The organism is Pseudomonas sp. 20P_3.2_Bac5 (genome assembly GCF_025466035.1).
Taxonomy (GTDB): domain Bacteria; phylum Pseudomonadota; class Gammaproteobacteria; order Pseudomonadales; family Pseudomonadaceae; genus Aquipseudomonas.
The window spans coordinates 30,524-53,353 of record NZ_JANLOA010000016.1 but is presented as its reverse complement, the minus strand read 5'-3'; the positions used below and the strand labels follow the sequence as shown (position 1 = coordinate 53,353).

Annotated in this window: 19 protein-coding genes and 1 pseudogene; 17 read left to right on the top strand and 3 right to left on the bottom strand. The window is 64.1% G+C overall.

Annotated elements, in window-relative coordinates; all coding sequences use genetic code 11:
• Window positions 1–6 precede the first annotated feature (6 nt).
• Together NTD88_RS29055 and NTD88_RS29050 are read right to left on the bottom strand one after the other, a co-directional pair.
• Window positions 7–837 (bottom strand): methyl-accepting chemotaxis protein, encoded by an 831-nt coding sequence (locus tag NTD88_RS29055; RefSeq protein WP_371864284.1) that lies wholly within the window; start codon window positions 835–837, stop codon window positions 7–9.
• A 24-nt stretch (window positions 838–861) separates the two neighbouring features.
• Window positions 862–1,899: pseudogene (locus NTD88_RS29050) on the bottom strand (cache domain-containing protein); the annotation flags it as partial.
• 224 nt (window positions 1,900–2,123) lie between these two features.
• Between NTD88_RS29050 and bamE the strand changes: the two are divergent.
• Together bamE and NTD88_RS02725 are read left to right on the top strand one after the other, a co-directional pair.
• Entirely contained in the window at window positions 2,124–2,378 is a 255-nt protein-coding gene (gene bamE / locus NTD88_RS02730; RefSeq protein WP_095155814.1) for an outer membrane protein assembly factor BamE, read from the top strand.
• Complete coding sequence (locus NTD88_RS02725; RefSeq protein WP_095155815.1) at window positions 2,375–2,950, top strand: lipocalin family protein; 576 nt, start codon at window positions 2,375–2,377, stop codon at window positions 2,948–2,950. Before bamE ends, NTD88_RS02725 begins: the two co-directional genes overlap by 4 nt.
• 46 nt (window positions 2,951–2,996) lie before the next feature.
• On the opposite strand, the gene NTD88_RS02720 is transcribed toward NTD88_RS02725, so the two are convergent.
• Window positions 2,997–4,361, bottom strand: a complete 1,365-nt coding sequence (locus tag NTD88_RS02720; protein ID WP_262153810.1) for a formimidoylglutamate deiminase — start codon at window positions 4,359–4,361, stop codon at window positions 2,997–2,999.
• 143 nt (window positions 4,362–4,504) lie between these two features.
• Here NTD88_RS02720 and hutC point away from each other — a divergent pair, with 143 nt between their 5' ends.
• The 15 genes from hutC (at window position 4,505) to NTD88_RS02645 (ending at window position 22,777) form a co-directional block, all read left to right on the top strand.
• Window positions 4,505–5,215: a histidine utilization repressor gene (gene hutC / locus NTD88_RS02715; protein WP_177431605.1), complete on the top strand. Its 711-nt coding sequence runs from the start codon at window positions 4,505–4,507 to the stop codon at window positions 5,213–5,215.
• On the top strand, window positions 5,212–5,790 hold the full coding sequence (locus tag NTD88_RS02710; RefSeq protein WP_262153809.1) for a HutD family protein: 579 nt from the start codon (window positions 5,212–5,214) through the stop codon (window positions 5,788–5,790). The genes hutC and NTD88_RS02710 overlap by 4 nt, the downstream gene beginning before the upstream one ends.
• 321 nt (window positions 5,791–6,111) lie before the next feature.
• A complete protein-coding gene (gene hutU / locus NTD88_RS02705) occupies window positions 6,112–7,791 on the top strand; it encodes a urocanate hydratase (protein ID WP_262153808.1) in 1,680 nt (559 codons plus the stop codon).
• 125 nt (window positions 7,792–7,916) lie between these two features.
• Window positions 7,917–8,885, top strand: coding sequence for an ABC transporter substrate-binding protein (locus NTD88_RS02700; protein ID WP_262153807.1), 969 nt, complete (start codon window positions 7,917–7,919; stop codon window positions 8,883–8,885).
• Between the two features lie 28 nt (window positions 8,886–8,913).
• Complete coding sequence (locus NTD88_RS02695) at window positions 8,914–9,765, top strand: ABC transporter permease (RefSeq protein ID WP_262129835.1); 852 nt, start codon at window positions 8,914–8,916, stop codon at window positions 9,763–9,765.
• A complete protein-coding gene (locus NTD88_RS02690; RefSeq protein ID WP_095155822.1) occupies window positions 9,762–10,592 on the top strand; it encodes a glycine betaine/L-proline ABC transporter ATP-binding protein in 831 nt (276 codons plus the stop codon). The genes NTD88_RS02695 and NTD88_RS02690 overlap by 4 nt, the downstream gene beginning before the upstream one ends.
• A gap of 8 nt (window positions 10,593–10,600) precedes the next feature.
• Entirely contained in the window at window positions 10,601–12,124 is a 1,524-nt protein-coding gene (gene hutH, locus NTD88_RS02685) for a histidine ammonia-lyase (RefSeq protein ID WP_262153806.1), read from the top strand.
• A 21-nt stretch (window positions 12,125–12,145) separates the two neighbouring features.
• On the top strand, window positions 12,146–13,681 hold the full coding sequence (hutH, locus tag NTD88_RS02680) for a histidine ammonia-lyase (protein WP_262153805.1): 1,536 nt from the start codon (window positions 12,146–12,148) through the stop codon (window positions 13,679–13,681).
• A 13-nt stretch (window positions 13,682–13,694) separates the two neighbouring features.
• Window positions 13,695–14,900: an imidazolonepropionase gene (gene hutI / locus NTD88_RS02675; RefSeq protein WP_262153803.1), complete on the top strand. Its 1,206-nt coding sequence runs from the start codon at window positions 13,695–13,697 to the stop codon at window positions 14,898–14,900.
• 11 nt (window positions 14,901–14,911) lie between these two features.
• Window positions 14,912–15,712, top strand: a complete 801-nt coding sequence (gene hutG / locus NTD88_RS02670; protein ID WP_262153801.1) for an N-formylglutamate deformylase — start codon at window positions 14,912–14,914, stop codon at window positions 15,710–15,712.
• Window positions 15,713–15,820: 108 nt separating this feature from the next.
• Window positions 15,821–16,792 carry a prolyl aminopeptidase gene (gene pip / locus NTD88_RS02665; RefSeq protein WP_262153800.1) on the top strand — a complete coding sequence of 324 codons (972 nt, stop codon included), beginning with the start codon at window positions 15,821–15,823 and terminating at the stop codon, window positions 16,790–16,792.
• A complete protein-coding gene (dtd, locus tag NTD88_RS02660) occupies window positions 16,789–17,226 on the top strand; it encodes a D-aminoacyl-tRNA deacylase (protein ID WP_095155828.1) in 438 nt (145 codons plus the stop codon). Before pip ends, dtd begins: the two co-directional genes overlap by 4 nt.
• 264 nt (window positions 17,227–17,490) lie before the next feature.
• A complete protein-coding gene (locus tag NTD88_RS02655; protein ID WP_095156102.1) occupies window positions 17,491–19,224 on the top strand; it encodes a glucan biosynthesis protein G in 1,734 nt (577 codons plus the stop codon).
• Complete coding sequence (gene mdoH / locus NTD88_RS02650; protein ID WP_262129841.1) at window positions 19,217–21,790, top strand: glucans biosynthesis glucosyltransferase MdoH; 2,574 nt, start codon at window positions 19,217–19,219, stop codon at window positions 21,788–21,790. Before NTD88_RS02655 ends, mdoH begins: the two co-directional genes overlap by 8 nt.
• A gap of 186 nt (window positions 21,791–21,976) precedes the next feature.
• The gene (locus tag NTD88_RS02645) at window positions 21,977–22,777 is read left to right on the top strand and encodes a transporter substrate-binding domain-containing protein (RefSeq protein WP_262129842.1); all 801 of its coding nucleotides are present in this window, start codon (window positions 21,977–21,979) and stop codon (window positions 22,775–22,777) included.
• Window positions 22,778–22,830 lie beyond the last annotated feature (53 nt).

Genomic DNA, 22,830 nt, shown 5'->3' with positions numbered 1-22,830 from the left:
CCCGCCTTAAATCCTGAAACTCCCCACCAGATGCTTCAACCGCTCGACCTGCTGCTCAAGGTCGTTACACGCACGCAACGTCGCCTGCAGGTTTTCCACCCCTTCCTGATTCAGCGTATTGATCTCGGTGATGTCGACATTGATCGACTCCACCACGGCAGTCTGTTCCTCGGTGGCGGTGGCGACCGACTGGTTCATGCCGTCGATTTCGCCGATGCGCTGGGTCACGCTGCCCAGCCGTTCGCCGGCCCGGTTGGCGATGCCGACGCTGTGCTGGCTGTGGCTCTGGCTCTCGGTCATGGTGCTTACCGCCACCTGCGCGCCGGCCTGCAGTTCTTCGATGATGCGTTGCACCTGCTGCGCCGAGTCCTGGGTGCGGTGGGCCAGATTGCGCACTTCGTCGGCAACCACCGCAAAACCACGCCCGGCCTCGCCGGCGCGGGCCGCTTCGATGGCGGCGTTGAGTGCCAGCAGGTTGGTCTGCTGGGAAATGCCGGCGATCACTTCGAGGATCTGGCCGATGTTCACCGTGTTGGCGTTCAGCGTCTCGATGTTGCCGCATGAATCGCTGATCCGCGCCGACAACTGATTCATCACGTCGATGGTCTGGTTGACCACCTGCTGGCCGTCCTCCGCCAGGCTGCGCGCTTCGCTGGAGTGCTGCGAGGCGAGGGCGGCGTTCTGGGCGATTTCCTGGGCAGCGGCGCCCAGTTCGTTGATTGCTGCGGCAACGCTGTTGGTGCGGCTGGACTGCTGGTCGGCGTTGTGGATCGAGGCATTGGACGCGCTGACGACCCGCAGGGCGACTTCGTTGACCTGGCCGGTGGCCGAGGACACTTCGCGGATCGATTCGTGAATTCGCTCGACGAAGCGGTTGAACGACTGGCCCAGCGTGCCGAATTCGTCGTGGGCATGAATGCTCAGGCGCTTGGTCAGGTCGCCCTTGCCCTCGGCGATGTCGTGCATGGCCCGGCCCATCACGTGCAGCGGCTCCATCAGCACGCGGATCAGCAGGCCGAGCAGGCCGATGATGATCAGTACCGCGGCGATGGTCGCCACCACGGCGGTGCTGCGCAGTTCACTGAGCATGGCGAACGCCGCGTCCTGGTCGAGGACCAGCGCGACATACCAGTCCGCCGACGGCACGCCGTCGATGTGGGTGAAGCTGATGAATTGCTTGCGGCCGTCGATCTCGACTTCCTTCAGGCCTTTGCCGATGACCGGCGCGCCCTGTGGATAAGCTTCGCCGAGGGCCTTCAGGGCCAGCTCGTTCTTTGGATGGATCAGGATCTTGCCGTCGCCGTTGACGATGAAGGCGTGGCCGTGGCCGTCGAAATTCAGCGAGTTGATGATGGCGCTGATGGTGTCCAGCGCGGTGTCGGCGCCGGCCACACCGATGGGCTTGCCGGCCTGTTGCACCGGCGTGGCGATGGTCACCACCAGTTTGCCCATGGAGGCGGAAACATAGGGCTCGGTGATCACGGTCTGGCCGGCGCTGCTGGCGCTCTTGTACCAGCCGCGCACGCGCGGGTCGTAGTCGGCTGCGCGGTTGCCGACCGGTACTGATTGCATGCTGCCGTCCTGGCCGCCGAAATAGGTGAGGGCGAAGTTGCTGGGGTACACCGGCAGCGCCAGGCTGCGGCTCAGGGCGTCCTTGCCTGGGCCGTCGACGGCCACTTGCTGGGCAAAAGAGTTGAGCAACTGGATGCGGCTGTCCAGCCAGGTGCGGATGTTGCCCGCGGTGAGGCTGCCCAGTTCCTGCATCGAGGCTTCGGTGCTGGCGCGCAGCGATTGGCGCTGGCGGTAGTCGTTGAACAGGACGAAGCAGGTGAAGGCCACCACGACCACGAGGGCGGCGGCCAACAGGATCTTGTGGCTGAATTTCAGGTTTTTAGTCATCGCAAGGTCACGGCAATCTACGAAGGGGGCGCGGCGATCCGCCGCAGCGTCTGTTGTGTCGTCAGGTGTAGGAAAAAGATTAATCGGTTCCGCAATCATTCGACCAATGGCAAAGGATTACGCTGATCTGAAAGCCGGGCGCTTCGGGAACCGGAACGGGGTTTTTCCTTCTAAGCTCTCGACAGGCTGTAGTCCTGTCGCCTTTATTTTCAGGAGCACCCTTCATGTCGTTGCGTTCCCTCGCCTTGTTGTCCTTGTGCGTGTTGCTGGCTGCGTGCAGCAAACTCAATCAGGAAAACTATTCCAAACTCAAAACCGGTATGGACAAGGCCCAGGTCGAAGCCCTGCTGGGGAGTCCAACCGAGTGTTCCGGCGCGTTGGGTGTTTCCAGTTGTACCTGGGGTGATGAAAAGACCTTCATCAGTGTCCAGTACGCAGGTGACAAAGTGTTGATGTACGCGGGGCAGGGTCTGAAATGAAACACGTCTATCCACTGCTGGCCTTGTGCGCGGCACTGACGTTGGGCGGTTGCGCCACGTCCGCGGCGGACGGCCCGCTGCCGCCGAAGACCGTGGGGCAGGTCGACCTCAAGCGTTACCAGGGCAAATGGTTCGAACTGGCGCGCTTGCCGATGTATTTCCAGCGTGATTGCGCCCAGTCCGAGGCGCACTACAACCTGCGCGCGGACGGCAGTGTCGGGGTGCTCAATCGTTGCCTGACCCTGCAAGGCGAGTGGCAGGAAGCCAGCGGCAGCGCCACACCGCAAGTGCCGGGCAAGACCGACAAGCTCTGGGTGGAATTCGACAACTGGTTCTCGCGGCTGCTGCCGGGCGTGACGAAAGGTGATTACTGGGTGCTGTACATCGGCGACGACTACCAGACCGCGCTGGTCGGCAATCCGGACCGCAAATACCTGTGGCTGCTGTCGCGCAAACCGACCGTGACGGCGGTGGAGCGGGAGAGCCTGCTGGCCAAGGCGCGGCAGCAGGGGTATGACACGACGCGGCTGATCTGGCGGGTGTCGGATCGGGATATGGCGCGTAAGCCTTGATCGATCTTCAGGGCCTCATCGCTTGTCAGCGATGAGGCCCTGAAATTCAACCCAGCAATTCCCTCAATACCCCGGCAAACGCCCGCGCACTGTCTTCCTGTCCGTCATGCCGGCCTTCGCGCACCACCCAGGCCCCGTTGACCATCACATCCCGCACCTGGCGATCCCCGCCAGCGAACAGCCAGCGGTTGAGGATGTTGTCGTCACTGGCCGTCGCCAGATACGGGTCCAGCCCATCCAGCACGATCCAGTCCGCCCGCTTGCCCACCGCCAGTTCACCCACCGGCTGCCCCAGCGCCTGGGCACCACCGCTCAGTGCCGCGTCGAACAGCGTGCGTCCGACCATCGGCTGGTTGGTGCCGTACAAGCGGTTGCGCCGCTGGTCGCGCAGGCGTTGGCCGTATTCCAGCCAGCGCAGCTCTTCCACCACGCTCAGTGACACATGGCTGTCGGAACCGATGCCCAGGCGTCCGCGTTGGGCGATGAAATCCACCGCCGGGAAGATGCCGTCGCCCAGGTTGGCTTCGGTGGTCAGGCACAGGCCGGCCACCGCGCCGCTGCGGGCCATGAGGCTGACTTCGTCGGCCTCGGCATGGGTGGCGTGGACCAGGCACCAGCGCTGATCGACCTCGACGTTTTCATACAGCCACTGCAACGGCCGGCGTCCGCTCCAGGCCAGGCAGTCGTCGACTTCCTTCTTTTGTTCGGCGATATGGATGTGCACCGGGCAGGCGCTGTCGCTGGCCGCCATGACCGTGGCGATCTGCTCCGGCGTCACCGCGCGTAGTGAGTGGAAGCACAGACCCAGCGTTTGCGCGGGCTGGGCGGCCAGCAGCGGTTTCAGCCGGGATTGCAGGTCGAGGTACTGCTCGGTGCTGTTGATGAACCGCCGCTGACCCTCGTTGGGCGCCTGCCCGCCGAAGCCCGAGTGGCTGTAGAGAACTGGCAGCAGGGTCAGGCCGATACCGCTCTGCCGGGCCGCCGCGCTGATGCGTCGGGACAGCTCGGTCGGGTCGGCGTAGACGCTGCCGTGCGGGTCGTGGTGGACGTAATGGAATTCGGCGACCGAGGTGTAGCCGGCCTTGAGCATCTCGATGTAGAGCTGGCGGGCGATGATTTCGAGCTGCTCGGGGCTGATCTTTCCTACCAGGCGGTACATCAGTTCGCGCCAGGTCCAGAAACTGTCGTTGGGATTGCCCGCCACTTCGGCGAGGCCGGCCATGGCGCGCTGGAAGGCGTGGGAGTGCAGGTTGGGCATCCCCGGCAGCAGCGGTCCGCCGAGCTTTTCGGCGCCGTCGGCCTCGGCATTGGCCTGCACCCGGGTCAGCAGACCGTCGGCGCCGACCTCGATTCGGACGTTTTCAGCCCAGCCACTGGGCAACAGAGCGCGTTCGGCAAAGAAGACGGACATCGACACGACACCTCGTTTTGTTTATTTGTATATACATATACAGACGTTTGCCTGCTGGGTAAACTCCGGCAAGCTACCGTTCATTCAATAGAACAAGGACTTTTCCTGTGCCGAAACCTCCTGTCTCCACGCTGGTTGCCCAGATGGGCGAGGGGCCGGCGCCGCTGTATGCCCGGGTCAAACAGATGATCGTCCAGCAGATCGAGAACGGCACCTGGCCGCCGCACCACCGGGTGCCGTCGGAGAGCGAGCTGGTCAGTGAGCTGGGCTTCAGTCGCATGACCATCAACCGTGCCCTGCGCGAACTCACCGCCGAAGGGCTGCTGGTGCGCATGCAGGGCGTCGGGACCTTCGTGGCTGAACCCAAGACCCGTTCGGCGCTGTTCGATGTGAACAACATCGCCGACGAAATCGCCGCCCGCGACCACCAGCACACCTGCCGGGTGGTGACCCTGACCGAAGAGGCCGCCGGCTCCGAGCGCGCCCTGGCGCTGGACATGCGCGAAGGCCAGCGGGTGTTCCATTCGCTGATCGTGCATTACGAAAACGGCGTGCCGGTGCAGATCGAAGACCGTTACGTCAACGCGCAGATCGCGCCCGACTACCTCCAGCAGGATTTCACCCGGCAGACGCCCTACGCCTATCTCTCTCAGGTCGCGCCGCTGACCGAGGGCGAGCATGTGGTCGAGGCGATCCTCGCCGAGCCTGACGAGTGCAAGCTGCTGCAGATCGAACAAGGCGAGCCTTGCCTGCTGATTCGCCGCCGCACCTGGTCCGGTCGCCAGCCGGTGACCGCCGCCCGCCTGATCCACCCCGGCTCCCGCCATCGTCTCGAAGGACGCTTCAGCAAATGACTGAGTTGACCCTGCTACGTGCCGCCGATTACCCGCGCATGCCCTGGAAGAATGGCGGCGGCAGCACCGAAGAAATCACCCGCGATGCCGGCGAAGGCCTGGACGGTTTCGGCTGGCGTCTGTCGATTGCCGATATCGAGGAGTCCGGCGGGTTCTCCAGCTTTGCCGGTTACCAGCGGATCATCAGCGTGTTGCAGGGTGACGGCATGGTCCTGCAGGTGGACGGCCAGCCCAGCCGCGCGCTGTTGCCGTTCGACGCCTATGTGTTCAGCGGCGAGAGCCAGGTCAGTTGCCGCCTGCTGGGCGGTCCGATCCGTGACTTCAACCTGATCTACGCGCCGCAGCGTTACCACGCGCGCCTGCAGTGGTTCAGCGGCTACAGCCGGGTATTCAGCTCCGCCAGCACGGTGTTGCTGTTCAGTGCCCAGGCCGCGCTGGACGTCGGCGTCAGCGGCCATCCGCTGCAAACCCTTGGTCTTTACGACTGCCTTTACCTGCACGACAACATCCAATTGCGCGAGCTCGATATCACCGGTCGTTGCTGCCTGATCGAACTCATTCCTGTTTCCGTGTAACGCACCACGCCCGCACATTCTGTTACCGAATGCCCCAAGGTGGCGCAATGCCGCCTTGGTCCTCGCACCGCCTTCCGCTGTCCTCCCACCTTCTTTGCAAGATTTCTGCGCCTTGATCCACAAGGCTTTGAAGCCCCTCCGGGATTTTTTTCATCAAGCGTTTTGCGGACTTGGCAATTCAATTGCATATGCTTGTATGTACAAGTAAAGATGTGTGCGTATGAGTGGATAGGCCGTCCCCTCCACGCTGTTCGTAAAACGGTTATCACCGCTGGCCCACTGCCTGGGTTGGGATTGGATAGATGCTCGAGGAGCCCTTTCGTGACTGACAACAACCTGAACAAATTCCGTGATGTCGAAATCCGTGCACCCCGCGGCAACAAGCTGACCGCCAAGAGCTGGCTGACCGAAGCGCCGCTGCGCATGCTGATGAACAACCTCGACCCGGAAGTGGCGGAGAATCCAAAGGAACTGGTGGTGTACGGCGGTATCGGCCGCGCCGCGCGCAACTGGGCGTGCTACGACAAGATCGTCGAGAGCCTGACCAACCTGAATGACGACGAAACCCTGCTGGTGCAATCGGGCAAGCCGGTCGGCGTGTTCAAGACCCACGCCAATGCGCCGCGTGTACTGATCGCCAACTCCAACCTGGTGCCGCACTGGGCCACGTGGGAACACTTCAACGAACTGGATGCCAAGGGCTTGGCGATGTACGGCCAGATGACCGCCGGTAGCTGGATCTACATCGGCAGCCAGGGCATCGTTCAGGGCACCTACGAAACCTTCGTCGAAGCCGGTCGCCAACACTACAACGGCAGCCTCAAGGGCAAGTGGGTACTGACCGCCGGCCTCGGCGGCATGGGCGGCGCCCAGCCACTGGCCGCGACCCTGGCCGGCGCCTCTTCGCTGAACATCGAATGCCAGCAGAGCCGCATCGACTTCCGCCTGAGCAGCCGCTACGTCGACGAACAGGCCGATAACCTGGATGACGCCCTGGCGCGCATTGCCAAGTACACCGCCGAAGGCAAAGCCATCTCCATCGCGTTGCTGGGCAACGCCGCCGAGATCCTGCCGGAACTGGTCAAGCGCGGCGTGCGCCCGGACATGGTCACCGACCAGACCAGCGCCCACGACCCGCTCAACGGCTACCTGCCCGCCGGCTGGAGCTGGGACGAATACCGCGACCGCGCCAAGACCGAGCCGGCCGCGGTGGTCAAGGCCGCCAAGCAATCCATGGCCGTGCACGTCCGGGCCATGCTCGACTTCCAGAAGCAGGGCATCCCGACCTTCGACTACGGCAACAACATCCGCCAGATGGCCAAGGAAGAGGGCATCGCCAATGCCTTCGACTTCCCGGGCTTCGTGCCGGCCTACATCCGTCCGCTGTTCTGCCGCGGTATCGGGCCGTTCCGCTGGGCCGCGCTGTCGGGTAACGCCGAAGACATCTACAAGACCGACGCCAAGGTCAAGGAACTGATCCCGGACGACGCCCACCTGCACAACTGGCTTGACATGGCGCGCGAGCGTATCAGCTTCCAGGGCCTGCCGGCGCGTATCTGCTGGGTTGGCCTGGGCCAGCGCGCCAAGCTCGGCCTGGCGTTCAACGAAATGGTCCGTCGCGGCGAGCTGTCCGCGCCTATCGTTATCGGTCGCGACCACCTGGACTCCGGCTCGGTCTCGAGCCCGAACCGTGAAACCGAGTCGATGAAAGACGGCTCCGACGCCGTGTCCGACTGGCCGCTGCTCAACGCCCTGCTGAACACCGCCAGCGGCGCGACCTGGGTTTCGCTGCACCACGGTGGTGGCGTGGGCATGGGCTTCTCGCAGCACTCGGGCATGGTGATCGTCTGTGACGGCACCGACGAGGCCGCCGAGCGTATCGCCCGCGTCCTGACCAACGACCCGGGCACCGGCGTGATGCGTCATGCCGATGCCGGTTACGACATTGCTATCGAGTGTGCCAAAGAGCAGGGCCTGAACCTGCCGATGATCACCGGCTGATCCGCGTCGCGGGGGCCTCTACCGGTGGCCCCCGCCGCGGCGTTTCATGGAAGGGACGACCGGACGCCTGGCTGAAAGGCCGCTGAACTGCCGATATCCACTTTCCTGTTTGGGAGCGTCATGCAATGAAAACCAACAAGACCCTGCTTGCGTCGCTGTGTGCCCTTGGCCTGTTGAGTCTCTCGGGGGGCAGCCAGGCCGCGGGCTGGTGCGAATCCGGCAAACCGGTGAAGTTCGCCGGGCTGAACTGGGAAAGCGGCATGCTGCTGACCGACGTCATGCAGTTCGTGCTGAAAAACGGCTACGGCTGCGAAACCGACAGCCTGCCGGGCAACTCCATCACCATGGAAAACGCCCTGGGCACCAACGATATCCAGGTGTTCGCCGAGGAGTGGGTGGGTCGCAGCGAGGTCTGGAAGAAGGCCGAGACCGCCGGCAAGGTGGTCGGTGTCGGCGCGCCGGTGGTGGGCGCGGTGGAAGGCTGGTACGTGCCGCGCTATGTGATCGAGGGTGATGCCAAGCGCAAGCTCGACGCCAAGGCGCCCAACCTCAAGGCCATCGCCGACCTGGGCCAGTACGCGTCGGTCTTCAAGGACCCGGAAGAGCCCGGCAAAGGCCGCTTCTACAATTGCCCGGCGGGCTGGACCTGCGAGCTGGACAACAGTGAAATGCTCAAGGACTACGGCCTCGAGTCGAGCTATACCAATTTCCGTCCGGGCACCGGCCCGGCCCTGGATGCGGCGGTGCTGTCGAGCTACAAGCGTGGCGAGCCGATCCTCTTCTACTACTGGACGCCAACCCCGCTGATGGGCCAGGTCGACCTGGTCAAGCTGGACGAGAAACCCGGCGTCGACAAGACCGTGAGCATCAAGGTCGGCCTGTCCAAGGCGTTCCACGAACAGGCGCCGGAACTGGTCGCCGTGCTGGAAAAGGTCAACCTGCCGATCGACCTGCTGAACCAGAATCTGGCGCGCATGACCAAAGAGCGGATCGAGTCGCCGAAGCTGGCGAAAGCCTTCCTCAAGGAACATCCTGAAATCTGGCACGCATGGGTCAGCGAAGACGCCGCGAAAAAGATCGACGCGGCGCTCTGAGTCCTTTTCAACCTGGTGAGTGAACCCTATGTTCCCCGAAAACTTTACCTTCTCCATCGCCGACTGGGTCAACGGCTGGGTCGATGCGCTGGTGACCAACTACGGTGATGTGTTCCGGCAGATCTCCGACACCCTGCTCTGGGCCATCGTCAACCTCGAAGGCCTGCTGCGCGCCACGCCGTGGTGGCTGATGCTGGCTGTCGTCGGCGCCATCGCCTGGCACGCGACCCGGCGCATCCTGCCGACCGTGGTGATCGTCGGCCTGCTGTTCCTGGTGGGGGCGGTGGGGCTCTGGGACAAACTGATGCAGACCCTGGCGCTGATGCTGGTGGCGACGCTGATCTCGGTGCTGATCGGCATCCCGCTGGGGATCCTGTCAGCCCGCAGCAACCGCCTGCGCGCGGTGCTGATGCCGTTGCTGGACATCATGCAGACCATGCCCAGCTTCGTGTACCTGATCCCGGTGCTGATGCTGTTCGGCCTGGGCAAGGTGCCGGCGATCTTCGCCACGGTGATCTACGCCGCGCCGCCGCTGATCCGCCTGACCGACCTGGGCATCCGTCAGGTTGACGGCGAAGTGATGGAAGCGATCAACGCTTTCGGCGCCAACCGCTGGCAGCAACTGTTCGGCGTGCAACTGCCGCTGGCCCTGCCGAGCATCATGGCCGGGATCAACCAGACCACCATGATGGCCCTGTCGATGGTGGTGATCGCCTCGATGATCGGCGCCCGTGGCCTGGGCGAAGACGTGCTGGTGGGCATCCAGACCCTGAACGTCGGCCGCGGCCTGGAAGCGGGCCTGGCAATTGTGATTCTCGCGGTGGTGATCGACCGTATTACCCAGGCCTACGGCCGGGCGCGGCATGAGGTGAGCAAATGAGTACCCAGGCGATGAACAAGATCGAAGTGAAGAACGTCTTCAAGATCTTCGGCCAGCGTGCCGACGAAGCGCTGCAACTGATCCGCGAGTCCCACAGCAAGGAACAGGTACTGTCGAAAACCGGTTGCGTGGTGGGGGTCAATGACCTGTCGCTGTCCATCGGCGCTGGCGAAATCTTCGTCATCATGGGCCTGTCCGGTTCCGGCAAATCGACCCTGGTGCGCCACTTCAACCGCCTGATCGACCCCACCAGCGGGGCGATCCTGGTGGATGGCGAAGACATCATGCAGTACGACATGGAAGCCCTGCGCCAGTTTCGCCGGCGCAAGATCAGCATGGTCTTCCAGAGCTTCGGCCTGCTGCCGCACAAGACCGTGCTCGACAACGTCGCCTACGGCTTGAAGGTCCGCGGCGAAAGCAAGCAACTGTGCGCCGAGCGCGCCCAGCACTGGATCACCACCGTGGGCCTGAAAGGCTACGAGAAATCCTGGCCGCACCAGCTTTCCGGCGGCATGCGCCAGCGTGTCGGCCTGGCCCGCGCCCTCGCGGCGGACACCGACATCATCCTCATGGACGAAGCCTTCAGCGCCCTCGACCCGCTGATCCGCGCCGAAATGCAGGACCAGCTCCTGGAGCTGCAAAAGACCCTGCACAAGACCATCGTGTTCATCACCCATGACCTCGATGAAGCCGTGCGCATCGGCAACCGCATCGCGATCCTCAAGGACGGCCGACTGATCCAGGTCGGCACGCCGCGAGAAATCCTCCACAACCCGGCGGACGAATACGTCGACCGTTTCGTCCAGCGCCGCGCCGCCACCGTATGAGGGCTGACATGCAGCAACCTGAGAATGTCGTGATCGCCGACGCGCCGCTGCGTTGGCAGGACATCGTCGCCGTGGCCCGCCACGGCGCCGTCCTCTCGCTGTCCGACAGCGCCTGGGCGCGGATCGAGAATGCCCAGGGCATCGTCCGGCGCATCGTCGAAAGCGGCGAGCGCGCCTATGGCGTCAACACCGGCCTCGGTGCGCTGTGCAACGTTGCGCTGCAAGGCGAGCAACTGAGCCGGCTGTCGAGCAACACCCTGCTCAGTCATGCCTGTGGCGTCGGCCCGGTACTGCCGGACGAACAGGCCCGGGCGATCATCTGCGCCGCCATCACCAACTACAGCCACGGCAAGTCCGGCATCCAGCGGCCGGTGGTCGAAGCACTGCTGGCGCTGCTGGAACGCGGCATCACCCCGCAAGTGCCGTCCCAGGGTTCGGTGGGCTACCTGACCCACATGGCCCATGTCGGCATCTGCCTGCTGGGCGTAGGCAAGGTCAGCTATCGCGGGCGTATCGTCGAGGCCGCCGAGGCGTTGGCCGAGGAAGGACTGAAACCCGTGGTGCTCGGTGCCAAGGACGGTCTGTGCCTGGTCAACGGCACGCCGTGCATGACCGGCCTGAGCTGTCTGGCGCTGGCCGATGCCACGCACCTGCTGCAATGGGCCGACGTCATCTCGGCCATGAGCTTCGAAGCCCTGCGCGGGCAGATCGCCGCGTTCGACGCCGAAATCATCGCGCTCAAGCCGCACCCCGGCATGCAGCAGGTCGGCAGCAACCTGCGGGCCTTGCTCGAGGGCAGCGAAGTGATCGCCAGCAGCAAGGGCATCCGCACCCAGGACGCCCTGAGCATCCGCTCGATTCCGCAGGTCCACGGCGCCGCCCGCGACCAGTTGGCCCACGCGGCGAAGCAGATCGAGACCGAGCTCAATTCCGCCACTGACAACCCGTTGCTGCTGGGCACGCCGGACAACTTCCGGGTCATGTCCCAGGCCAACCCGCACGGCCAGTCCGTGGCCATGGCCGCCGACCTGCTGGCGGTGGCGATCGCCGAAACCGGCTCGATCGCCGAGCGTCGCCTGGACCGTCTGGTCAACCCGCACGTCAGCGGTTTGCCGGCGTTCCTGGTCGCCGAGCCCGGGGTCAACTCCGGGATGATGATCGTGCAGTACGTCGCCGCCTCGCTGTGCGCGGAAAACCGCCAGTTGGCGCAACCAGCGGTGCTCGACAACTACGTTACCTCGGGCCTCCAGGAAGATCACCTGAGCCTCGGCACCAGTGCCGCGCTCAAGCTGCACCGCGCCTTGGAAAACTGCACGCAGATCCTCGCCATCGAGTACCTGCTGGCGGGCCAGGCCTTCGAATTTCTCAAGGAGCAGCGCTTCGGCGCCGGCACCGGACGCGCCTGGCAGTTGCTGCGCGAACAGGTTCCGGCCTATCAGCAGGACCGTTGGCTGGCACCGGACATCGCCAGCGCGGCCGCGTTGCTCAAACAGCCGCAGTTGCCGCAGCGCGTGCTGCCGGCGCTGCTCTGAACCACGACAAGGAGCCAGAACATGAACCTCTTCACTTTGAATCCCGGCCAGGTCAGCCTCGCCGAATTGCGTGGTATCTATAAAACACCGGTGCGCCTGAGCCTTGCCGTCAGCGCCGGCGCGCAGATCGACGCCAGCGTTGCCTGCGTCGAGCAGATCCTCGCCGAGAACCGCACCGCCTACGGCATCAACACCGGCTTCGGCCTGCTGGCGTCGACCCGTATCGCCACCCACGACCTGGAAAACCTCCAGCGTTCGCTGGTGTTGTCCCATGCCGCCGGCATCGGCCAGCCGCTGGATGACGCCATGGTGCGGTTGATCATGGTGCTCAAGATCAACAGCCTCAGCCGTGGTTTCTCCGGCATTCGCCGCACCGTGATCGACGCGCTGATCGCCCTGGTCAACGCCGAGGTGTATCCGCATATCCCGCTCAAGGGCTCGGTCGGCGCGTCCGGCGACCTCGCGCCGCTGGCGCATATGTCGCTGGTGCTGCTGGGCGAGGGCAAGGCCCGCTACAAGGGCGAGTGGCTGTCGGCGGTGGACGCGCTGGCGGTTGCGGGCCTGAAGCCGCTGACGCTGGCGGCCAAAGAAGGGCTGGCGCTGCTCAATGGCACCCAGGCCTCGACGGCTTACGCGCTGCGCGGCCTGTTCGAAGCCGAAGACCTGTTCGCCGCGGCCATCGCCTGTGGCGGCCTGACCGTCGAAGCGGTGCTGGGCTCCCGTTCGCCGTTCGATGCGCGCATCCATGCCGCACGCGGCCAGCGCGGCCAGATTGACGCGGCGGCCTGCTACCGCGACCTGCTGACCGACGGCACCGAGGTGTCCGCTTCCCACGAAAACTGCGGCAAGGTCCAGGACCCGTACTCCCTGCGCTGCCAGCCACAGGTCATGGGCGCCTGCCTGACCCAACTGCGCCAGGCCGCCGAAGTGCTCGCGGTGGAAGCCAACGCCGTTTCCGATAACCCGTTGGTATTCGCCGAACAGGGTGACGTGATTTCCGGCGGCAACTTCCACGCCGAACCCGTGGCCATGGCCGCCGACAACATGGCCCTGGCGATTGCCGAGATCGGTTCGCTGAGCGAGCGGCGCATCTCGCTGATGATGGACAAGCACATGTCGCAACTGCCGCCTTTCCTGGTGGAGAACGGCGGGGTCAACTCCGGCTTCATGATCGCCCAGGTCACTGCGGCGGCGCTGGCCAGCGAAAACAAGGCGCTGTCCCATCCGCACAGCGTGGACAGCCTGCCCACCTCGGCCAACCAGGAAGACCACGTCTCGATGGCGCCGGCTGCCGGCAAACGGCTGTGGGAAATGGCCGAGAACACCCGCGGCGTCCTCGCCATCGAATGGCTGGGCGCCTGCCAGGGCCTGGACCTGCGCGCCGGCCTGAAGACGTCGGCCAAGCTGGAAGAAGCGCGCAAGACCCTGCGTGACCGCGTTCCGCACTACGACAAGGACCGCTTCTTCGCCCCCGACATCGAGATTGCCGTGGAACTGCTCGCCGAAGGCCGGCTGACCGGTCTGCTGCCTGTCGGCATCCTGCCGAGCCTGACCTGACGGAGACTTGTGGATGAAGACCCTCTGGCACAACTGCCATGTGGCACGCATGGCCCAAGGCGTCTACTCGATCATCGACGACGCGGCCATCATCACCGCCGGCGGACGCATCGAGTGGATCGGCCCGCGTCAGGCGCTGTTGGATCCGGGCATCGAGCAGCGGATGGACCTGGGCGGTGCCTGGGTCACCCCGGGCCTGATCGACTGCCACACCCACGCCGTGTTCGGTGGCAACCGCAGCGGTGAGTTCGAGCAACGCCTGCAAGGTGTCAGCTATGCCGAAATCGCCGCCCAGGGCGGCGGCATCGCCAGCACCGTGCGTGCGACCCGCGCGGCCAGCGAGGATGAGCTGTACAGCAGCGCTCTGCGCCGGGTGCGGGCATTGATGCGCGATGGCGTGACCACGCTGGAAATCAAGTCCGGCTACGGCCTGGACCTGGACAGCGAGCGCAAGCTGCTCAAGGTCATCCGGCGCCTTGGCGAAAGCCTGCCGCTGACCGTGCGCGCCACTTGCCTCGCCGCCCACGCCTTACCGCCGGAATATGCCGGGCGCAGTGATGACTACATCGAGCACATCTGCGAAGTGATGCTTCCGGCGCTGGCCGCCGAGGGGCTGGTGGATGCGGTGGACGCTTTCTGCGAGTACCTGGCGTTTTCCCCGGCGCAGGTCGAGCGGGTGTTCATCAAGGCGCAGGCGCTGGGGCTGCCGGTGAAGCTGCATGCCGAGCAGTTGTCGTCTCTCGCCGGATCCAGCCTTGCGGCGCGGTACCACGGGTTGTCGGCGGATCACCTGGAATTCATGACCGAAGACGACGCCATCGCCATGGCCGCCGCTGGCACCGTCGCGGTGCTGCTGCCCGGTGCTTTCTATTTCCTGCGGGAAACCCAACTGCCGCCGATGGACGCCCTGCGCAAGCACGGCGTGAAGATCGCCATCGCCAGCGACCTCAACCCCGGCACCTCGCCGGCGTTGTCGTTGCGGCTGATGTTGAACATGGCCTGCACCCTGTTCCGCATGACCCCGGAAGAAGCGCTCGCGGGCGTCACCCAGCACGCCGCCACGGCGCTGGGCCTGGGTGACAGCCACGGCTCGCTGGAGGTCGGCAAGGTCGCCGACTTCGTTGCGTGGGATATCGAGCGGCCAGCCGACCTCTGCTACTGGCTGGGCGGTGATCTGGACAAGCGCGTGGTACGCCACGGCGTTGAACTGACTGACTGAGGCAAGCAACGATGGATAAGGTTTTGAGTTTTCATCAGGGCACGCTGCCGCTGCTGATCAGCATGCCGCATGCCGGCTTGCGCCTGGCCCCGGCGGTCGAGCGCGGACTGGTTGACCCGGCGCGCAGTCTGCCGGACACCGACTGGCACATCCCCCGGCTGTACGACTTCGCCCGCGAACTGGGCGCCAGCATCGTTGCCGCCGAGTACTCGCGTTTCGTCATCGACCTCAACCGGCCGGAAGACGACCAACCTTTATATGCGGGCGCGACCACCGGCCTGTTCCCGGCGACGCTGTTCGACGGCCAGCCGCTGTTCGAAGAAGGGCAGGTGCCGTCGAGCGCCGAGCGCGCCCAGTACCTCGAAGCGATCTGGCGCCCGTACCACGACACCCTGCGTCAGGAACTCGCGCGGTTGAAGGCGCAATTCGGTTATGCGCTGCTCTGGGACGCTCACTCGATCCGCTCCCACGTGCCGCACCTGTTCGACGGCAAGCTGCCGGACTTCAACCTTGGCACCTTCAATGGCGCCAGTTGTGATCCGCAACTGGCCGAGCGGCTGCAAGCGGTGTGCGGCGAGGCCCAGGGCTACAGCCATGTGCTGAACGGGCGCTTCAAGGGCGGGCACATCACCCGGCATTACGGTGATCCGGCCAATGACATCCATGCGGTGCAACTGGAACTGGCGCAGAGCACTTATATGGAAGAGGTGGAGCCGTTCAGGTATCGGGAGGATCTGGCGCAGCCGACCCAGGTGGTGCTGCGGCAGATGCTGGAAGAAGTTCTGGCCTGGGGGCAGCGGCGTTATTGCTGACTTCACCACACAGATACCTGAAGAACACTTGACCCAACAGGGCATGCTCAAAGCGTAATTCGGGTTTATGATGCCCAACGGCAGAATAATTCCCACACGGAGTGCGTAATGCAGACCTTGTACCCGCAGATCAAACCCTACGCCCGGCACGATCTGGCCGTCGAATCACCGCATGTCCTGTACGTCGATGAAAGCGGTTCGCCGGAAGGTCTGCCGGTGGTGTTCATTCACGGTGGTCCCGGCGCCGGCTGCGATGCCCAGAGCCGCTGCTATTTCGACCCCAACGTCTACCGCATCATCACGTTCGATCAGCGTGGTTGCGGCCGCTCCACGCCCCACGCCAGCCTGGAAAACAACACCACCTGGCACCTGGTCGAAGACCTCGAGCGCATTCGCACGCACCTGGGTATCGACAAATGGGTGCTGTTCGGCGGTTCCTGGGGCTCGACCCTGGCGCTGGCCTACGCCCAGACCCACCCCGAGCGCGTCCATGGCCTGATCCTGCGCGGCATCTTCCTGTGCCGTCCGCAGGAAATCGAATGGTTCTACCAGGCCGGCGCCAGCCGCTTGTTCCCTGACTACTGGCAGGACTACATCGCGCCGATTCCGGTGGAAGAGCGCGGCAATCTGGTCCAGGCATTCCACAAGCGCCTTACCGGCAGCGACCAGATCGCCCAGATGCACGCCGCCAAGGCGTGGTCGACCTGGGAAGGTCGCACCGCCACCCTGCGCCCGAACCCGCTGGTGGTCGACCGCTTCTCCGAGCCCCAGCGCGCGCTGTCGATCGCCCGGATCGAATGCCACTACTTCATGAACAACGCCTTCCTCGAAGAAAACCAGTTGATCCGCGACATGGAGAAGATCGCCCACTTGCCGGCGGTGATCGTGCACGGTCGCTACGACGTGATCTGCCCGCTGGACAACGCCTGGGAACTGCACCAGGCCTGGCCGAACAGCGAACTGAAGGTCATTCGCGACGCCGGCCATGCCGCCTCCGAACCGGGTATCACCGATGCCCTGGTGCGCGCCGCCGACCAGATGTCCCGGCGTCTGCTGGACCTGCCACTGGACGAAGCATGAAGGGGCTGCTGCAACGCGTGCGTGGCGCGCGGGTAGAAGTGGAGGGCGAAATCGTCGGTTCCGTGGACCAGGGCCTGCTGGTGCTGGTCGCGGTGGAGCCGGGCGACACCCCGGCCCACGCCGACAAGCTGCTGCACAAGTTGCTCAACTACCGGGTCTTCAGTGACCCGCAGGGCAAGATGAATCTGTCCCTCAAGGACATCGACGGCGGCCTGCTGCTGGTGTCCCAGTTCACCCTGGCCGCCGACACCCAGAGCGGCCTGCGCCCGAGCTTCTCCACCGCCGCGCCGCCGGCCCTCGGCGCCGAGTTGTTCGACTACCTTTTGGCCCAGGCCAAGGCCAAACATGGCACCGTCGCCAGCGGCCGTTTCGGGGCCGATATGCAGGTGCATCTGGTCAATGATGGCCCCGTAACATTTATGTTACAAATATGAAGACAAAAAACCCCCTGTTTGCAGGAAAACAAGGGGTTTTACAGCAAAAATAGTTGGCTGGCCCTGATGCGTTGTAACGCAGCCTGCTAGATAATCGCGCGCTACGTGGGCCGACGTTCGACGGCCTGTTTCACTCTGATTCGAGAACTGTCCGGAACCGTATGGGGAATCATTAAGCCCTTTCGGAGTCCGAACAGTGCTCGCCAACCCGGCATGTGTAGCTGGCCGTTGGTTCTCTAGATCTGTTTTCGGCGAGGGTTGCTCGTGATTGTAAGTCCCTGTAATGCACCAAGAATGCCTGCCAGCCGGCTGCGCAAGGCCCTGCTCGCAGGTTCGGCGCTGGTGTGCCTGCTCAGTGCCGGCCAGCTCTGGGCGTTCAACCTTGACGACGTAGCGGCCAAGGCGAAAGACCTGGCCGGGCAGAAGTACGAAGCACCAAAGAGCAACCTGCCGGCGGTCTTCCGCGACATGAAGTTCGCCGATTACCAGAAGATCCGCTTCCTGTCCGACAAGGCCGAATGGGCCAACGACAAGACCCCCTTCAAGCTGTCCTTCTATCACCAGGGCATGCACTTCGACACGCCGGTGAAGATCAATGAAGTCACCGCCACCAGCGTCGATGAAATCAAGTACGACCCAACCCGCTTCGATTTCGGCGACCTGAAGTTCGACGCCAAGGCCACCGAGCAGCTCGGTTATGCCGGTTTCCGCGTGCTGTTCCCGATCAACAAGGCGGACAAGCAGGACGAAATCATGACCCTGCTCGGCGCCAGCTACTTCCGCGTCGTCGGCAAGGGCCAGGTGTATGGCCTGTCGGCCCGTGGCCTGGCCATCGACACCGCGCTGCCGTCCGGCGAAGAATTCCCGCGCTTCACCGAGTTCTGGGTCGAGCGCCCGAAAGCCAACGACAAGCACCTGGTGATCTACGCGCTGCTCGACTCGCCGCGTTCCACCGGCGCCTACAAGCTGATCCTGCGTCCGGGCAGCGACACCATCGTCGACGTGCAGTCCAAGGTGTTCCTGCGTGATCACGTCAGCCGCCTGGGCATCGCCCCGCTGACCAGCATGTACCTGTTCGGCAGCAACCAGCCGTCGCGCGTGCCGAACTACCGTCCAGCGCTGCATGACTCCGAAGGCCTGTCGATCCACGCCGGTAACGGCGAGTGGCTGTGGCGTCCGCTGAACAACCCGAAACACCTGGCCGTGAGCAACTTCAGCGTGGAAAACCCGCGCGGCTTCGGTCTGCTGCAGCGCAACCGCAACTTCAGCTTCTATGAAGACCTGGACGACAACTACCAGAAGCGCCCAAGCACCTGGATCGAGCCTCGCGGCGACTGGGGCAAAGGCACCGTCGACCTGGTGGAAATCCCGACCGCCGATGAAACCAACGACAACATCGTTGCGTTCTGGAGCCCGGAAAAGCTGCCTGAGCCAGGCACCCCGGTCGAATACGAATACCGCTTGCACTGGACCATGGACGAGTCGGCCTACCATTCGCCGAACCTCGGCTGGGTCAAGCAGACCCTGCGTTCCACCGGTGACGTCAAACAGTCCAACCTGATCCGCCAGCCGGATGGCAGCGTGGCCTTCCTGGTCGACTTCGAAGGCCCGGTCCTTGCGGCCCTGCCGGAAGACGCGGCGGTTCGCAGCCAGGTCAGCCTGGGCGACAACGCCGAGCTGGTCGAGAACAACCTGCGCTACAACCCTGAAATCAAGGGCTGGCGCCTGACCCTGCGGATGAAGGTCAAGGATCCGGGCAAGGCCGTCGAAATGCGCGCCGCGCTGGTTCGCGACGTCCCGGTCGAGCCGGCCAAACCCGAGAAGCAGGAAAAACAGGAAAAACCTGCCAAGCAGGACAAGGCCGCCGCTAAAGCCGCGAAGGCCGAGCAACCTGCCGAGCAGCCTGCCGCTGAAGCGGCGCCCACTACTGGGGCACCGGCGACCACCGAACAGGTGTTGACCGAGACCTGGAGCTATCAGTTGCCAGCCGATGAGTAACTCTTCAGTACGGCCAGAATCGCTTGCCGAGTACCTGGCCCATCTACCCCTGAGCGACGAGCAGCGGGCGGAACTCGCCAACTGCAACTCGTTCAGCGAGTTGCACCAGCGCCTGTCTGCGCAGCCGAGCGTTGTCGATGCCGAGCCCGCCCAGGGTTCCGTCGGCAGCCGCCTGAGCCTGCTCAGCGCCACCGATATGGAAGAGGCCGAGATGCTCGGTCTCGACGCCAGCGGTCGGGTCTGCCTCAAGGCGACCCCGCCGATCCGTCGCACCCGGGTGATCCCCGAGCCGTGGCGGACCAACATCCTGGTCCGTGGCTGGCGCCGCCTGACCGGCCGCACCAACGCCCCGGCCCCGGAACAGCGCGAGCTGCCCAAGGCGCGCTGGCGCTGGGTCGGTTCGATGCGCCGCTACATCCTGCTGGCACTGATGATCGGTCAGACCATCGTCGCCGGCTGGTACATGAAAGGCATCCTGCCGTATCAGGGCTGGTCGTTCGTCGACCTCGACGAAGTCCTGCACCAGCCACTGCTGCAGACCGCTGCGCAGGTCTGGCCGTATGCCTTGCAGACGTCCATCCTGATTCTGTTCGGCATCCTCTTCTGCTGGGTGTCGGCGGGTTTCTGGACCGCCCTGATGGGCTTCCTCGAACTGCTCACCGGGCGCGACAAATACCGCATCTCCGGCAGCAGTGCCGGCAACGAGCCGATCGAGGCGGGCGCGCGTACCGCGCTGGTCATGCCGATCTGCAACGAAGACGTGCCACGGGTGTTCGCCGGCCTGCGCGCGACCTTCGAGTCGGTCGCCGCCACCGGTAACCTCGACCGTTTCGACTTCTTCATCCTCAGCGACACCAACGACCCCGACATCGCCGTGGCCGAGCAACAGGCCTGGCTGGAAGTCTGCCGTGAGGCCAAGGGCTTCGGGCGGATCTTCTACCGTCGTCGCCGTCGCCGCGTGAAGCGCAAGAGCGGTAACCTCGACGACTTCTGCCGCCGCTGGGGCAGCGACTACCGCTACATGGTGGTTCTCGACGCCGACAGCGTGATGAGCGGCGACTGCCTCTCCAGCCTGGTTCGGCTGATGGAAGCCAACCCGGACGCCGGGATCATCCAGACCGCGCCGAAAGCCTCGGGCATGGACACCCTGTATGCGCGCATGCAGCAGTTCGCCACCCGCGTCTACGGCCCGCTGTTCACCGCCGGCCTGCACTTCTGGCAACTGGGTGAGTCGCACTACTGGGGTCACAACGCGATCATTCGCATGAAGCCCTTCATCGAGCACTGCGCCCTGGCGCCGTTGCCGGGCAAGGGCGCGTTCGCCGGTGCGATCCTCTCCCACGACTTCGTCGAAGCCGCGCTGATGCGCCGCGCCGGCTGGGGCGTGTGGATTGCCTACGACCTGCCGGGCAGCTACGAAGAATTGCCGCCGAACCTGCTTGATGAACTCAAGCGCGACCGGCGCTGGTGCCACGGCAACCTGATGAACTTCCGCCTGTTCCTGGTCAAGGGCATGCACCCGGTGCACCGCGCGGTGTTCCTCACCGGGGTGATGTCCTACCTGTCGGCGCCGTTGTGGTTCTTCTTCCTGGTGCTGTCCACCGCGTTGCTGGCGACCAACACCCTGATGGAGCCGCAGTACTTCCTCGAACCACGGCAGTTGTACCCGCTGTGGCCGCAGTGGCACCCGGAAAAAGCCATCGCGCTGTTCTCGACCACCATCGTGCTGCTGTTCCTGCCCAAGCTGCTCAGCGTCATACTGATCTGGGCCAAGGGCGCGACGGAGTTCGGCGGGCGGATCAAGGTCACCCTGTCGATGCTGCTGGAGATGCTCTTCTCCATGCTGCTGGCGCCGGTGCGGATGATTTTCCACACCCGTTTCGTCCTTGCCGCGTTCCTCGGCTGGGCCGCGACCTGGAACTCGCCGCAACGTGACGACGACTCCACGCCGTGGAGCGAAGCGGTCCGCCGCCATGGTCCGCAGACCCTGCTGGGCGTGGCTTGGGCGCTGCTGGTGGCCTGGCTGAACCCGAGCTTCCTGTGGTGGCTGGTGCCGATCGTGGGCTCGTTGACCCTGTCGATCCCGGTGTCGGTGATTTCCAGCCGGGTCAACCTGGGCCTGCGCGCCAAGGACGAGAAGCTGTTCCTCATCCCCGAGGAATACGCGACGCCGCCTGAGCTGTTGGCCACCGACCAGTACACCCACGAAAACCGCTGGCACGCGCTGCACGACGGTTTCGTCCGGGCCGTGGTCGATCCGCAGCAGAACGCGCTGGCCTGTGCCCTGGCCACCGCTCGCCATGGTGTCGCCGAGCCGATCGAGGCGCTGCGCGCCGAGCGTATTGCCAAGGCATTGCAGGTCGGACCGTCGGGTCTGGACGGCAATACCCGCCTGGCACTGCTCAGCGATCCGGTCGCCCTGTCCCGTCTGCACGACCGCGTCTGGGCCGAGCACAACAGTGCCTGGCTGGACGTCTGGCGTCAGTCGATCGACAACGATCCACACTCGCCGCTGTTGCCTCTGCATCCCGAAGAGGCAGCCCAGCCAACGCTGGCCAATGCCTGATCCCCACGCGGGGCGACATTCGTCGCCCCGCGCTGTTTTTCTGGTACCAATAAGTAACAAAGTCGTCATGGGGCTAGGTCCCATGCCGCTCATGCGTTAGCATCCCGCCCCGACTATCGCGCGACGTCTGTAGGACTTTTCGCGCAACAATAAAATTAAGCGTTTTCTTGTTGGGGGAACCTGGTGATGTTCAAAAAGTACCTGTCGATGCTGCTGGTCGGCGTCGCCGCCACTGTCGCGGTCAGTACCGCACAAGCCGGCGCAATCGATGACGCGGTCAAGCGCGGCACCCTGCGGGTGGGCATGGACCCAACCTACATGCCGTTCGAAATGACCAACAAGCGTGGCGAGATCATCGGCTTCGAAGTAGACATCATCAAGGCCATGGCCAAGTCCATGGGCGTCAAGCTGGAGATGGTTTCCACCGCCTATGACGGCATCATCCCGGCACTGATGACCAACAAGTTCGACATCATCACCAGCGGCATGACCCTGACCCAGGAACGCAACCTGAAGCTGAACTTCAGCGAGCCCTTCATCGTTGTTGGCCAGACCCTGCTGATCCGCAAGGAACTGGAAGGCAAGATCAAGTCCTATAAAGACCTCAACAGCCCTGAATACCGCCTGACCTCCAAGCTGGGCACCACCGGTGAGATGGTCGCCAAGAAGTTGATCGCCAAGGCCCAGTACCACGGCTACGACAACGAACAGGAAGGTGTACTGGACGTGGTCAACGGCAAGGCTGATGCCTTCGTCTACGACGCACCCTACAACGTGGTGGCCGTGACCAAGGTCGGCGCCGGCAAGCTGGTCTACCTCGACGAACCGTTCACCTACGAGCCGCTGGCCTTCGGTCTGAAGAAAGGCGACTACGACAGCATCAACTTCATCAACAACTTCCTGCACCAGATCAAGCACGACGGCACCTACGATCGAATCCACGACAAGTGGTTCAAGAAGACCGAATGGCTGAAGGACATGGAATAAAAGACAGCGACTAGCCGCGAGCTACAAGCTGCAAGCAAAGCGGGTCGCTGATG

Coding starts and splice junctions, on each gene's coding strand:
- bamE (WP_095155814.1), top strand. CDS start 2,124: ATGTCGTTGCGTTCCCTCGCCTTGTTGTCCTTGTGCGTGTTGCTGGCT.
- NTD88_RS02725 (WP_095155815.1), top strand. CDS start 2,375: ATGAAACACGTCTATCCACTGCTGGCCTTGTGCGCGGCACTGACGTTG.
- NTD88_RS02720 (WP_262153810.1), bottom strand. CDS start 4,361: ATGTCCGTCTTCTTTGCCGAACGCGCTCTGTTGCCCAGTGGCTGGGCT.
- hutC (WP_177431605.1), top strand. CDS start 4,505: ATGGGCGAGGGGCCGGCGCCGCTGTATGCCCGGGTCAAACAGATGATC.
- NTD88_RS02710 (WP_262153809.1), top strand. CDS start 5,212: ATGACTGAGTTGACCCTGCTACGTGCCGCCGATTACCCGCGCATGCCC.
- NTD88_RS02700 (WP_262153807.1), top strand. CDS start 7,917: ATGAAAACCAACAAGACCCTGCTTGCGTCGCTGTGTGCCCTTGGCCTG.
- NTD88_RS02695 (WP_262129835.1), top strand. CDS start 8,914: ATGTTCCCCGAAAACTTTACCTTCTCCATCGCCGACTGGGTCAACGGC.
- NTD88_RS02690 (WP_095155822.1), top strand. CDS start 9,762: ATGAGTACCCAGGCGATGAACAAGATCGAAGTGAAGAACGTCTTCAAG.
- hutH (WP_262153806.1), top strand. CDS start 10,601: ATGCAGCAACCTGAGAATGTCGTGATCGCCGACGCGCCGCTGCGTTGG.
- hutH (WP_262153805.1), top strand. CDS start 12,146: ATGAACCTCTTCACTTTGAATCCCGGCCAGGTCAGCCTCGCCGAATTG.
- hutI (WP_262153803.1), top strand. CDS start 13,695: ATGAAGACCCTCTGGCACAACTGCCATGTGGCACGCATGGCCCAAGGC.
- hutG (WP_262153801.1), top strand. CDS start 14,912: ATGGATAAGGTTTTGAGTTTTCATCAGGGCACGCTGCCGCTGCTGATC.
- pip (WP_262153800.1), top strand. CDS start 15,821: ATGCAGACCTTGTACCCGCAGATCAAACCCTACGCCCGGCACGATCTG.
- dtd (WP_095155828.1), top strand. CDS start 16,789: ATGAAGGGGCTGCTGCAACGCGTGCGTGGCGCGCGGGTAGAAGTGGAG.
- mdoH (WP_262129841.1), top strand. CDS start 19,217: ATGAGTAACTCTTCAGTACGGCCAGAATCGCTTGCCGAGTACCTGGCC.
- NTD88_RS02645 (WP_262129842.1), top strand. CDS start 21,977: ATGTTCAAAAAGTACCTGTCGATGCTGCTGGTCGGCGTCGCCGCCACT.